Origin of the sequence: Natronosalvus halobius, assembly GCF_024138145.1 — an archaeon.
Classification (GTDB): domain Archaea; phylum Halobacteriota; class Halobacteria; order Halobacteriales; family Natrialbaceae; genus Natronosalvus; species Natronosalvus halobius.
The window spans coordinates 3,381,875-3,394,586 of sequence record NZ_CP099997.1 but is presented as its reverse complement, the minus strand read 5'-3'; the positions used below and the strand labels follow the sequence as shown (position 1 = coordinate 3,394,586).

General features: G+C 67.5%; 12 protein-coding genes. 1 reads left to right on the top strand and 11 read right to left on the bottom strand.

The annotated features are described in order from the left end of the window. Window positions 1-133 precede the first annotated feature (133 nt). On the top strand, window positions 134-1,276 hold the full coding sequence (locus tag NGM15_RS16420; protein WP_253433323.1) for a tyrosine-type recombinase/integrase: 1,143 nt from the start codon (window positions 134-136) through the stop codon (window positions 1,274-1,276). 113 nt (window positions 1,277-1,389) lie between these two features. Here NGM15_RS16420 and NGM15_RS16415 read toward each other — a convergent pair whose 3' ends face one another. From NGM15_RS16415 to NGM15_RS16365, 11 genes are all read right to left on the bottom strand, one after another. After that, window positions 1,390-2,469 carry a DUF354 domain-containing protein gene (locus NGM15_RS16415; RefSeq protein WP_253433320.1) on the bottom strand — a complete coding sequence of 360 codons (1,080 nt, stop codon included), beginning with the start codon at window positions 2,467-2,469 and terminating at the stop codon, window positions 1,390-1,392. Beyond that, a complete protein-coding gene (locus tag NGM15_RS16410; RefSeq protein WP_253433317.1) occupies window positions 2,466-3,752 on the bottom strand; it encodes a glycosyltransferase family 2 protein in 1,287 nt (428 codons plus the stop codon). The genes NGM15_RS16415 and NGM15_RS16410 overlap by 4 nt, the downstream gene beginning before the upstream one ends. Window positions 3,753-3,979: 227 nt before the next feature. Further along, window positions 3,980-5,803 carry a Na(+)/H(+) antiporter subunit D gene (locus NGM15_RS16405; protein WP_253433314.1) on the bottom strand — a complete coding sequence of 608 codons (1,824 nt, stop codon included), beginning with the start codon at window positions 5,801-5,803 and terminating at the stop codon, window positions 3,980-3,982. Continuing rightward, a complete protein-coding gene (locus tag NGM15_RS16400) occupies window positions 5,800-7,731 on the bottom strand; it encodes a proton-conducting transporter transmembrane domain-containing protein (protein WP_253433311.1) in 1,932 nt (643 codons plus the stop codon). Before NGM15_RS16400 ends, NGM15_RS16405 begins: the two co-directional genes overlap by 4 nt. Continuing rightward, the gene (locus NGM15_RS16395; protein ID WP_253433308.1) at window positions 7,731-9,347 is read right to left on the bottom strand and encodes a monovalent cation/H+ antiporter subunit D family protein; all 1,617 of its coding nucleotides are present in this window, start codon (window positions 9,345-9,347) and stop codon (window positions 7,731-7,733) included. Before NGM15_RS16395 ends, NGM15_RS16400 begins: the two co-directional genes overlap by 1 nt. Next, the gene (locus NGM15_RS16390) at window positions 9,340-9,702 is read right to left on the bottom strand and encodes a cation:proton antiporter subunit C (protein WP_253433305.1); all 363 of its coding nucleotides are present in this window, start codon (window positions 9,700-9,702) and stop codon (window positions 9,340-9,342) included. Before NGM15_RS16390 ends, NGM15_RS16395 begins: the two co-directional genes overlap by 8 nt. Continuing rightward, window positions 9,695-10,195: an MnhB domain-containing protein gene (locus tag NGM15_RS16385; RefSeq protein WP_253433303.1), complete on the bottom strand. Its 501-nt coding sequence runs from the start codon at window positions 10,193-10,195 to the stop codon at window positions 9,695-9,697. Before NGM15_RS16385 ends, NGM15_RS16390 begins: the two co-directional genes overlap by 8 nt. Further along, a complete protein-coding gene (locus NGM15_RS16380) occupies window positions 10,195-10,734 on the bottom strand; it encodes a DUF4040 domain-containing protein (RefSeq protein WP_253433301.1) in 540 nt (179 codons plus the stop codon). The genes NGM15_RS16385 and NGM15_RS16380 overlap by 1 nt, the downstream gene beginning before the upstream one ends. Further along, the gene (gene mnhG, locus NGM15_RS16375) at window positions 10,731-11,084 is read right to left on the bottom strand and encodes a monovalent cation/H(+) antiporter subunit G (RefSeq protein ID WP_253433298.1); all 354 of its coding nucleotides are present in this window, start codon (window positions 11,082-11,084) and stop codon (window positions 10,731-10,733) included. Before mnhG ends, NGM15_RS16380 begins: the two co-directional genes overlap by 4 nt. Next, the gene (locus tag NGM15_RS16370; RefSeq protein ID WP_253433295.1) at window positions 11,081-11,362 is read right to left on the bottom strand and encodes a cation:proton antiporter; all 282 of its coding nucleotides are present in this window, start codon (window positions 11,360-11,362) and stop codon (window positions 11,081-11,083) included. Before NGM15_RS16370 ends, mnhG begins: the two co-directional genes overlap by 4 nt. Next, window positions 11,359-12,477, bottom strand: coding sequence for a monovalent cation/H+ antiporter subunit E (locus NGM15_RS16365; protein WP_253433292.1), 1,119 nt, complete (start codon window positions 12,475-12,477; stop codon window positions 11,359-11,361). Before NGM15_RS16365 ends, NGM15_RS16370 begins: the two co-directional genes overlap by 4 nt. Window positions 12,478-12,712: the final 235 nt, after the last annotated feature.

The following is a 12,712-nucleotide window of genomic DNA, read 5'->3' as shown; positions in this document are numbered from 1 at the left end:
GGTCCCGGACCCGGTCACAGTCTCGTTTCTCGAGCGCTCGACGTCACACCCGGAGTGAGGGGCGTGTAGAACCCGACGAGCGTGAGGAACGCGACCGATACGATGAACCCAACGGACGTGAGGTGAGCGCCACGTGAGCGAGGTCCGCGTTCGCGTCGCCGACGCCGTCGACGCCTACCTCCAGCGAAAGGCTGTCGGCAACCCGGACGGACCTGGCGCCGGCACCTACGCCTCGAACGCCGAGTCCGTCCTCCGTCGATGGGCGGAGTGGCTCGAACGCGAACACGACGTCGCCTCGTTGTTCGACCTCGACGTCGCCCACATGCGCGCCTACGCCGAGGAACTCGACGACAGAACGCGCCGGGGCGACTACACCGCCTCGACGGCCGGCACCTACTTCGCCGTCGTCAGGGCCTTCCTCTCCTGGTGCGTCCGCGGCGGCATCCTCGAGACCAATCCCGCGGCGACCGACGACGCCGAGGGGGCCCTCCCGGTCGACGACGGCGCCGACGTCAGCGACCGATCCTGGACACGCGATCAGCGCGACGCGCTTGAGGCGTTCGTCCGTGAGCGATCGCTCGAGGCCGAAGACGCCTCCAGGACCGAGCGCCTCGCCCGACTGCGCGAGTACGCGATGGTCGCCGTGCTGGCTCACTCGGGCGTCCGCGGCGCCGAACTCTTCAGGGTTCCCGAGGACGACCGCCGCACTGGGGCGACCTGGGCCGATGTCGACTTCTACTCCGGGACCATCCGCGTCCTGGGGCGATCACAGCGCCTCGAGGACGTCCCGTTGCCGGCCTCCGCGCGAACGCCGCTCCGGCGTTACCGCGTCGTCCAGGATCCGCCCTCGAACGAGTGGCCGCTGTTCCCGACGCGACACGCCCCCTCGGTCTCCCGGCGGGTGCGGACGGTCCTCGAGGACAGAGGGTTCGAAGACGACGAGATCGAATCGCTCTGTGAGAAGCACACGTCCGCGGAACTCTCGCGACGGTTCGCTATCGCGCCGCCGGCGATCACCACCGAGGGCGCGCGCTCGATTCTGAAGCGGCTGTGTACGGCCGCCGAGATCGACGTCGGTGGAGACTACCTGACCCCGCGGGGAGCCCGAACGGGGTTAGGCGAGCGGACCTATCCAGGCGAGCAAGCCTCGGTGGAGACGGCCCTCCGCCAGCAGTCGTCGGAGCAGTCGATCGCCGTCGTCGAGGATCGACTCGAGTTGGGCCGCGGCGGTGCGGATGGGGTGACGGGTGGAGACGGGGACGCGGACGAATCCTGATCGCGGGGGCGCGGACGAACTCTAATCGGCGGAAATCGTACGAGTCCTGATCGACGGAAACCGTACACGAACCCTGACCGAAAAGGAAAAACGCCCGTGTCGAGGTCCCGCGATCAGTCCGCCGAAACGGCCCGCTGCTCGACCGTTTCCACCGCCGCCCCACCCTGCTCACAGAGCAACTCCGTGACGTACGCCGCGACGTCGATTTTGTCCTCGAACAACCGTTCCCGACGCGCCCGCCAGCGCGTCCTCGTCTCGGGGTCCTGGACGATCTCCCGAACCAGGTCGAGTCCCTTCTCCTCGTCGGGCGTCGACCGGAGGAGGTCGTAGGTCTCCTCGAGTTCGACGAAGTTGGTCATGTCCGTCTCGCGAGCGGCGAACGACTGGATGCGAACGGTCGGCGTCCCGAGCAATGCCGACTCGGTCGCCATCGTCGCCGAGTCTCCCGCGTAGCAGTCGGCGAAGTAGAGCAGGTCGTGGATCAGCGTCGGCGCCACCGGCAGCTGGTAGGTCTCGAGGTCCGACGGAAGCGGGTCCGTGCTCGTGATGTAGACGTCGCCGTACTCCGAGAGCATCGAGACGAGACGGCGTTTGCCCTCGAGCGAGAGGCCGCCCTCGCCGACGTCGTGGAGCGCGTCCCACCGGCGAAACCGGAGGACGAAGTAGGTGGCGTCGGGGTCGACACCGTGGGCGACCAGCGCGTCCGGGTTGGGTTCGAAGGAATCCGGGTGGAGGTAGGCGAGTTCGTGGAAGCCGTCGTAGCGGACGTGGTTCGCGCCGTAGTCCTCGTCGTAGTTGCGCGGGGTGGCGACAACGTGGGCGAACGGCGTCGTGATCCGGTGGGAGGTCGTCCCCTCGTTGTCGACGAAGACGACGCTCCGGGCGCCGACGAGCGGGGCGACGTGAGAGACCGCCACGCCACCAATGGCGGTCATCACGTCCGGGTCGATTTTCCGGGCCCGCCGGAGCAGGCGGAGTTCGTAGGCCAGTTGCACCTTCGCGAGTTCCGACAGCGAGTCCTGGGGGCCCGTCAGCACCTCGTGGGGGATGCCGTAGGCGTTGAGCAGCGGCACCGCCAGGTCGTTCTCGCGAGCGAAGACGAACACTTCGTGGCCTCGCGCCTCAAGTTCGTCGATGACGTGACGGTAGAAGTGGACGTGGGCGGGGTGCTGGATGGTGACGATTGCCTTCATCGGTCGCTCACCACCGTCACCGTGCCGACGTTGGCCTCGTGGTCGAGCGTCATCGCGAACGCGAGACACATCGCCCCGAGGAAGGCGTAGAGGACGGTCCAGCCGATGCGACCGGTTCGTGTCTCGGCACGGGCGCGGTTGGCCGCCGCCCACCCGAACGCCGCCGTCGCCAGCAGCCAGCCCGCGACGCCGAGCCCGTAGAGCACCACCAGCGGGTGGAACTCACGGACGACGTACCGTCGGCCGAGCCGGCGCAAGAAGCCCGCCAGGAGGAGCTTCGAGAGCCGCGGCACGAAGGTCCGGTACTCGATGTGACTCCGTTCGTCGCCGTAGACCGCCGGCATCGACACGTCCGCGATCCGGTAGCCGGCCGTGTTGAGTTCGACGAGCAGGTCGTTCGCGAAGCCGTACTCCTCGTAGAGGGCGTCCAGGTCGACGGCCTCGAGCGCTCCCCTCGAGATGGCCGTGTAACCGTTCTGGGGATCCATCATCTCCCAGTAGCCACTGGCAACCTTCGTCAGGACGGTCAGGGTGACGTTGCCGAAGAGCCGCCAGTTCGACATCGACTCCCGGTGGTCTCGCCCCGCGAGGCGGTTACCCTTGGCGTAGTCGGCCTGGCCCTCGACGATGGGATCGAGCAGCCGGTGGAGCTGATCGGGATCCATCTGGGCGTCGCCGGCCATGACCGCGGTGACGTCCATCCCGTCCTGGAGAGCACGGCGGTAACCGGTCTTGATCGCGCCGCCGACGCCACGGTTTCGCTCGTGGCGAATGGGGACGACCGTCGTCGAGGCGTCCTCGCTGGCCTCCTCGTCTCGCTGACTCGATCGGTCGGCGTCCTCGAGGGGGGCGTCGGACTGCTGTGCATGGTCGTCGGTCGGGCGATCGAGTTCACGTTCTCGCTCGATACTGCCCAGGTCCGTCTCTGGCAGGCGGTCCGTCTCGGCATCGGTGCTGGAGGCGACGCTCGAGCCGCCGTCGGGAGCCGTCCGATCGGATCGGTTGGACTTGCCGGATCGCTCGGATCCGCTGGAACGGTCGGCCCGACCCCCTCCATCGCTCGAGGCCTGGACGGCGCTCGAGGAACCGTTTCCATCCGTCACCAGTTGTGGGGTCGCCCGCTCGGCGTAGCGCGTGATCTCCTCCCAGGTGCCGTCCGTCGAGCGGTCGTCGACGACGTACACCCGGTCGACGAACGCGGGCATCGTCTCGATCACTCGGCCGACGAACCCCTCCTCGTTGTAGGCGGGCACCACGACGCCGACGCTGTGTGCTCGGTACACGGTACTCACCTCCGCAGTACCGACGACGTGCTCGGAGGGCGAGCGTCGGATCCGCGGAGAGCCGAAAGCGGGACGTAGGTAGCAGTGCGTCTCATCTACGACTGTGATTCGTCCGTCCGCCCATTGTTATGCGACGCTTGCGGAACCTGTAGTCTCGAGCTATCGCGATGGGCGTTCCGGCGAGCCTCGAGCGTCGTCGGTGGCCGATCGGAATCGACTGACTCCGGTCAGAGTACGAGCGCGAGGACGACGGTCAGGACGAGCGTAATGAGAAGAACGCTCGTCCCAATAGTCACCCGCAGCGAGAGCGTCGAGGGTCGGCCGCCGTCAGTTCGTCCCGTCTCCTCGAGGTCGACGAGCCACGATGGCAGGCCTCGCGTCGCCCGCTCGACGGCGAGTACGGGGTTGTTTCCGACCCAGTAGCCCGACCGTACGAGCGAGACGGCGGCCCGGTCGACGGCAGCGAACAGTTCGGTGACGGCGAGGGTCGACCACCGCCCGACGGCGTAGCCGACGGGGTAGACCACCGTCGCGGGGTCCGCGAGGTCGAGTTTCGAGAGCGGCTTGCGGACGAGCGCGAAGCCGACGACCGAGATGCCCAGGAGCAGGGCTGAATCAATCAGGTGGCTCTCGCTGTAGGGGTCGAGGTGGCTCTCGCCGCCCGGATACTCGAAGGCCGTCCCCTCGATCAGCGGCAGGAAGTCGACGAAGCCTTGCCACCAGACGCCCAGGAGGAGACACGCGCCGCCGACCGACAGCATGGCGACGGTCTGTCCTGGACGCGCGTCGGCCACCTGGACGTCGCTCTCCCCGTGGAGGAAGGCGTAGTAGCCGAGTTTGATGAACGAGAGGAACGTCCCGATGGCGCCGAGCCAGAGCAGGTAGTAAAGCGCCTGGTACTCGGGCGCGCCGTAGTAGCCCGGATCGGCCGCGTCGAGGATCATCCCCTTGCTGATGTAGCCGTTGAACCCGGGAACGGCGGTGATCGAGAGCGCGCCGAGACCGAACGCGGCGGCGGTCAGGGGCATCTCGCGCCAGAGACCGCCGAGTTTGTACAGGTCCTCCTCGCCGGTCCGGTAGATGATGACGCCGACGGCCATGAACAGCAGGCTCTTGTAGAGGACGTTGTTGAACAGGTGGCCCATCGCGCCGGCGACGGCCAGGTTCGAGGCGATGCCGATGCCGGCGACCATGTAGCCGACCTGGGCCTGGATGTGGTACGACAGCAGCGCGCGCATGTCGTGCTGGAGCAGCGCGAAGGTGGCGCCGTAGACGGCCATCAGCCCGCCCATGTACGCCAGCGCGAGATCGCCGTCGCCGGGGAACGCCCGGTAGAGCACGTACGCGCTCGTCTTCGTGGTGAATACCGAGAGGAACACCGACGCGGCGATGTGCGGACGTGGGTAGGTGTCCGGGAGCCAGGTGTGCAGGCCGACGAAGCCGACGTTGACGCCGATGCCGACCATCGCCAGGACCGTCGGGATGCCGCCCGCGATACCGCCCTCGTAGGCGAACGTCCCTGTCTGGGCGTAGTGGGCGGTGACGGCGAACAGCACCAGTACGCCGCCGATGCCGTGGAACAGCGCGTAGCGAAAGCCCGCGCGGACGGCGTCGTCGCCGTGGAGCCACACCAGCAGGGTGCTGGTCATCGCCATGAGTTCCCACATGAAGACGAGCGCGAGCCAGTCACCCGCGAACGCTGCGCCGAGACAGGAGGCGACGTAGAACAGCGCCAACCCCAGGAGTCGACGGCTGGCCTCGCACGAGTAGGCGTAGACGACGGCCATGCCCCCGAGGAAGCCGATCCCGGTCCCGATCATCCGGCTGAAGTCGTCGACGAAGAACGGCTGGACGTCGGCGAACCCGAGGAACGTCGTCGTCAGGTGCTGGCCCTCCGGAACGAGCAGGGAGACGGCGAGGACGCCGAACAGCGAGAGCGCGCCGACGGCGTAGCCGAGGGCACGGGGAAGGATGAGCGCGAGCAGCGCCGCCACCAGGACGAGCAGTGGCGGGTAGGCGTAGACGAGCGTCTCGACGCTGGTGGCAGTCATCCGAGGATCACCTCCCCGGTGACGTTCTCGACGATGGTTCCCGCCAGCTCGAGGAAGATCGCGTAGTCGGGAATCACGCCGAGGACGACAGCGCCGGTGGCGATCACGGTGATGGGGACGAGCATGAGCCACGTGCTCTCGGTGAGCGGGGTGTGGCGTGCCCAGCCGTCGGCGGGCGGGCCGCCGTGGTGGCCGTGGCCGTGGTCGCTATCGATGGGAACGGGCTCCCCGCGGGGCCCGCGACGCGTCCCGGCCCCGAACGGGACGTCGGCGTCGCTCGGGTTCGCGTCGACGGCGTGGCTCGCGTGGCCGTCGACTTCAGCGTCGGTCTCGCCCTCGTGTTCGGGTTCGCCCTCGAGGCCCCCGGCGTCCGCATCGACCTCGTGATTGCGCCCGCCATCGGGTCGGATGGGGTCAGCCACGCGCCCGGTGTAGGACCGAAACTGTCCGCCCATCGGGAACTCGACGAGCGGCTTCGCGTCGTGGCGGTCCTCGCGCTCGAAGAACGCGGTGTAGACGATGGGCCAGAAGTACGCGACGTTGAGCACGCCCGAGAGCAGGAGGGTGGCCGCGAACAGCCAGCCCCAGCCGTCCAGGTAGATCCACTCCGACCCCTCGAGTCGGACCGAGCCGATCAGCATGTAGAACTTGCTGACGAAGCCGGCGACCAGCGGCATGCCGGCCATTCCGGCCGCACCGATGGTGAACGCCGACAGGGTGAGCGGCATCCGCTTGCCGATACCGGCCATCTCGCTGATGTAGTCGGTGTGGGTCTCGACGTGGATCGCCCCGGCGCAGAAGAACAGCGTAAGCTTTCCGAAGGCGTGGGCCGGGATGTGAAACAGAGCGCCGAAGATCGTCCACGGATGGAGCAAGGAGAGCCCGAGGACGATGTACGATAGCTGGGCCGTCGTCGAGTAGGCCAGCCGTCGCTTGAGGTGATCCTTCCGCATGGCGATGATACTCGCCGCGGTCAGCGTGAACGCGGCCATGATCGCCACGGGAATGTTGAGTCCTACCTCGCCGACGCCAGGCACTGAAAGGGGCAGGTCCCGGATGGTCTCGGGGCCGTACACCTCCAGGATGACCCTGGCGACGCCGAAGGCGCCGGACTTGACGACGGCGACGGCGTGGAGCAGGCCGGAGACAGGCGTCGGCGCGACCATCGCGTCGGCGAGCCAGGAGTGAAGCGGCATGACCGCGGCCTTGACGCCGAAGCCGGCAATCAGGAGGTAGAAGGCGGCCTGGGCCATCGCGGGATCGGCCGCAGCGGCGTCAGCGAGCGCCGACATGCCGCCGGACTCGAAGGCGACCGTGGGGTCGCCGACGCCCGCGGTGAGCCAGTACACTAGTACTGTACCTGCGAGCAGGAGGACGCCGCCGCCGAAGAACGTGTAGAAGAGGTACTTCCGGCCGGCGATCCGGGCCTCGTCGTCCTCGTTGTGCGCGACCAGTGGGTAGGTCACGAGCGAGAGGAGTTCGTAGAACACGAAGATAGTGACCAGATTGCCGGCAAACGCGATGCCGACAGCCGTCGAGAGACTGGCCGCGAAGGCGGCGAAGAACCTCGTCTGGGCGTGTTCGTCCAGCCCGCGCATGTAGCCCGCGGCGTAGAACGAGGTGAAGATCCACAGGAAGCTCGCGAGCAGCGCGAAGAAGAGACCCAGCGGGTCGGCCCGCAGGGTGAAGTCGATCCCCGAGACGAACGTGTAGCCCGTCGCCTCGCTGAGGCGCCACTGGTAGACGGTCCCGTCCATCACGCCGGGGAGCATGCTCGCGACGATGGCGAACTTCGAGAGCGCGGCCAGGACGGACCAGCCCTCGCGGACGTTCGGATGGCGATACGAGGCGATGATCAGGGCGACGGTGACCGCCGAGACGAGGACGGCCGCCAGCGGTCGCGGGTCGGTAACGGCGTGTTCTACCATCAGGAAGACACCTCCAGGACGCTCTCCAGGAACGGCTCGAGCACGTCGACGAATAGTTCACCGGCGAACCCGAGCGCGACGGCGAGGACGGCGGCGAGAACGAGTACCGCGAGGGTACCGAGCGGGACCGACTTCTGGGTCGTGATCCCGGTGCGTTCGAGGCCAGGTTCGCTGGGATCGGATCCGGTATCGGTGCTAGTACTGGCGCCAGATCCCGGTCGTCCTCCGTCGGTCGCTGCCGGGGTGTCGTGTGCCGGTTCGACCGCCGAATCGAGGGGTGGGGTGACGTACATGGTCTCGAGCAACCGGGCGACGTAGGCGAGAGTAAGCATGGTGCTAAAGAGGATGACGGCGGCGACGGGCCAGGCCTGGGCCTCGACGGCGCCGAGGGCGATGTACCACTTGCCGACGAAGCCGATCGAGGGTGGGATGCCGACGAGCGAGAGCAAGAGGATGGCTATCGCCCCGGCGACGAACGGCTGTCGACCGGCGAGGCCGGCGTACTCGTCGACCGTTCGGGCGCCGTGAGCGATGGCGATCCAGCCGACGGCAACGAACAGGCCGGCCTTCGTCAGGCCGTGGCCGACGAGGTGGATCAGCGCACCCGAGAGCGCCTGTTCGGTGAGCACGCCGTAAGCGGCGACGATCAGGCCGAACTGCGACACCGAGGAGTACGCGAGCATTCGCGTGACGTCGCGCTGGATCACCGCGAGGGTGCTCCCGGCGACGACGCTGAGACAGCCGATGGTCACGACGACCGCCGACGCGTTGGGCGTCGAGGCGATAAATTCGGGGCCGTAGACCCCGAAGAGGACGCGCCCGAGAGCGTACGCCGAGGCTGTCGAGACGAGCGAGGCGATCACCGCCGTCACGCCGTCGGGGGCGTGCTGGTAGGCATCTGGCTGCCAGCTATGGAGGGGCCACTGGGCGACCTTGATCGCGAAGCCGACGACAATGAACGCCAGCCCCGCGCGAGCGAGGGTGACGTTCTGTCCTTCGAGCGCCGGAATCGTCGCGGCCAGGTCGGCCATGTTGAGCGTCCCCGTTCCCATGAACAGGAGGCCGACGCCCATGAGGTACAGCGAGGCCGCGACCGTCCCCAGGATCAGGTACTTCAGGGCGGCGACCGCCGACTCGGGGCCGTCGCCGCTGGCGACCAGCGCGTAGGTCGCGAGGCTCGTGATCTCGAGGAAGACGAACAGGTTGAACACGTCGCCGGTGAGCGTGATGCCCAGCAGGCCGCCGACGAGCAGCAGGTAGGCCGTGTAGAACGTGTTCCCCCGCGGGCCGTTCGTCCGGGTGTGAAGGAGGACGGCGAACGCCGTTCCGGTGATCAGGAGGGCGATCAGGGTCGAGAGCGGATCCGCGACGAGTTCGATCCCCATCGGGACATCGAAGTTGCCGAGGACGTGAATCCGGGCGACCTCGCGGTTCGTCCCCTCGGCGACGAAGACGTCCGACGCCAGCGCGAGAGCGGCGGCGAACAACCCCGCCGTCGTGATCGTCGCGACCGGCCAGCCGACGCGGTCGTATCGGAGGCCGAGCGCGATCGGCGCCAGCGACAGCAGGATCGGCGCGACGATCAGCAAGACGACGAGCGTCTCGAGACTACTCATCGGTGCGCACCTCCCGGAGGGTGTCCTCCCGAAGCGTCCCGTACTCGCCGTGAATGCGGACGATGAGCGCGAGGCCGACCGCCGTCAACGCGACGCCGACGACGATGGCGGTGAGCACGATCACCTGCGGGAGCGGGCTCGCGAGCGGTGCGTCCGTGCCCGTGTGGAGAATTGGCGCCCGCCCGCCCTCGACGTAGGCCGTGGCGACGAAGAACAGAAAGATCGCCGACTGAAACAGATTGACGCCAATCAGCTTCTTCACGAGGTTCTGGCTGGCGATGGTCATGTAGAGCCCGATGCCGAGCACGACGAACACCAGGCCGTAGATGTAGTGGCTTGCAAGTAACTCAATCATCGGTGGATCCCTCCGTCTCGTCGTCGAGTCCGTTGGTCCCAAAGCCGGCCGCCGTCGCGAAGAACAGCGTGACGATCACGCCCGAGACGATCAGGGCGATGCCGCCGACCTCGATGGCCTCCATTCCCCACTTGCCGGCGATGCCGATCGTCTCGAAGCGCTCGTACTCGAGGAACGCCCCGTCCAGGACGATGGTCGCGAGGCCGATCCCGACGAAGACGGCGACGCCTCCGGTCACGAGGGCGACGATGGCGCTGTTTGTGAGCCACTGCCGGGTCGGCTCGATGCCGAACGCGAAGGCGATCATGAGGATCGTGACGCCGACGATGGCGCCGCCCTGGAAGCTCCCGCCGGGCGTGTCCGCTCCGTGGAGGGCCATGAACAGGCCGTAGGTGAGCGTAAACGGGGCGATGATCCTGACCGCCACGAGGATCACCTGGCTCTCGGTGTAGGTGTCCTCGAACCCGCCGTTGACGGGTTCTCGATCGCTCATCAGACGAACACCTCCCGTTTCAGGACGAGCAGGGTGGCGATTCCCGCCGCGAAGACGACGACCGCCTCCCCGAACGTGTCGAAGCCACGGTAGGCCGCCAGGACGGCCGTTACCGCGTTTTCGACTCCCGTGTCATCGTAGGCCGACTCGAGGTACGCCTGGGTCACCTCGGCGTTCGCCCAGATGGGCGCCTCCTGGGAGCCGACGGCGTACATTTCGGGCAGGACTGCCGTCACGAGCACGAGGACGAACGCCCCGACGACGACGAGTGAGGGTACGTGAATCGACTCGAAGCGGTCCTCGGTCGTCGGGCGGGCCGTCCGGGCGATGGTGAGCAACAGGAGCACCGTCGTCACGCCGGCACCGATGGCGGCCTCGGTCATGGCCACGTCGGGCGCCAGCAGGAAGGCGTAGAGAATCGCCATCCCCAGGCTGTAAGCGCCGAAGACGACGATGACCGAGAGGACGTCCCGGAACAGCGCGGTCGCGACGGCCGACAGCAAGACGAACACCGCGAGGGTGTAGGCGACGGCGCTCATCGCGAGTCACCTCCCGTGTCGTCGCGGGTGTCCTCGCGGGCGTCGTCGGCGGTCCACGGGTCGATACCGACGTCGGAGGCTGATCGCGCGATGGCGTGGGCGGCCGTCGGGTTCGTGACGAACACGAAGAACAGCAGGAGGACGGTGTACGCCGTCGCGTGTTGCCACCCGAGCGCCAGCGCGACTGCCGCGAGCGTGAAGCCCGCGCCGAGGGTGTCCGTCTGGGAGGCCGTGTGCGCGCGCGTGTAGACGTCTGGAAGGCGGATGACGCCAACCGCGGAGACGAGCGTGAAGAACACGCCCGCACCGACGAGGCCGACGATGGCCCAGAAGCGGATCGTTTCGATCACAGTACCCCACCTCGCTCGACGGTGAACTTCGAGATGGCGATTGCCATCAGGAAGTTCAACAGGGCGTAGATCAGCGCGATGTCGAGGTACCACGGCTGCTCGAGTGCCACCGAGAGCAGGGCGAGGATGACGACCGTGTTCGTCCCGAGGACGTTGACCGCGAGGAGACGGTCCTGGGTCGTCGGGCCGGCGACCGCCCGGTAGAACATGACGATGGCGAGCACGACGAACACCGCGGCAGCGACGAGGAAGATCTCGCTGAGGTCGGTCGGCATCATCGTTCGTCACCTCTTTCGGTGGGCGAATCAACGTCAGCGTCCGTGTCAGCGTTATCCGCGTCCGCGTCGGCGACGCGAGCGGGCTCCGGATAGACGACCTCGGCATCCCCCCGTTCTCGAGGCGACGCGATGGCCGCGGACTGTCGGCCGTGGAAGACGAACCGAATTGCTCGCTCGAGACCGCCGTCGAAGAGGTCCGCCTGCGCGGCGGGGATCAGCGTGTGAACGACCAGCGACTGGTCGTTCGCCCGAACGGTCAGCGTCCCTGGCGTGAGCGTGATGCTGTTGGCCAACGCGAGCAGTGGCAGGCCGCTCTTGACGCGGGCGTCGACGCGCGTCATCGTCGGCTCGATCGGCATCGAGGGCCGAAGGATGGTGATCGAGACGGCCACGTTGGCCTTGATGATCTCGAAGAGGAGGTACGGAACGTAGAGGAGAAAGCGAATCAACAGCACGGGGCCGCGCTTGATCGACGGTTCGCGGATGAACGTGACCTGCGAGAGCGTCAGCGAGACGATGCCGGCGACGGCGACGCCGGTGACGAGGTCGAACCAGTAGGTCGGGTCGCCGAGGACAAGGTAGAACACGAACGAGATGCCGAAGAGGCCGAAGAAGCGACGCCAGCCGCCGGTACTGACGAATCGTGCGTGCTGGGCCGGTCGGTCGACCGGCGCTTCGTCGAAGGGCAGATCGATTCGCGCGAGTTCGCGCTCCAGCGGCTGCAGCAGCGGCGCGGTCGCCCCGGGCTGGTACTCCGGATCCAGGACGAGTCGATCGAGGTGGTGCGTCTCGGCGTAGGCCGCGAACGCGTTGGCGTAGTCCTTCGGGCCGAAGAGGTACTCGTCGGCGCCGATGATGGCCGTCTCGACGGTGACGGTCACCTCGACGTCATCGGTGTCCTCGCCGACCCACGTCGCTGCCCGCTCGAGCAAGCGCTCGGCGGCCTCGAGTTCCGCGCGCTCCTCGGGGACGTCAGCCTCGAAGGGGACGGCGACCACGAGGTGACAGACGAGTTCCTCGGGGTCGGACTCGAGGCTCGACTGGACCGCGTAGGCAACCGTCTGGCGGACGGTAGACGACTCAGAGAGCGGGACGAGCAGGCGGTCAGCCGCCACGGCGGTTCCCTCCGATCGAACGCCCGTGCGGGCGACCCGCTCGAGTCGCCCTGGTTTCAGCCCCTGATCCGGCCCCGAAGACGACGCTCGAGCGCGTACGATATTCGTTACTCATGGCGCTGTTGTCTGATAGTCGACTCAAGCGGTAGCCGGAGGAAAACTATTTCGTTATCCGCCAGATAGCACGGGGAATTTTTCGGGTTCCGGAACGCGTTTCCAGGATTGTGGTTTCGAG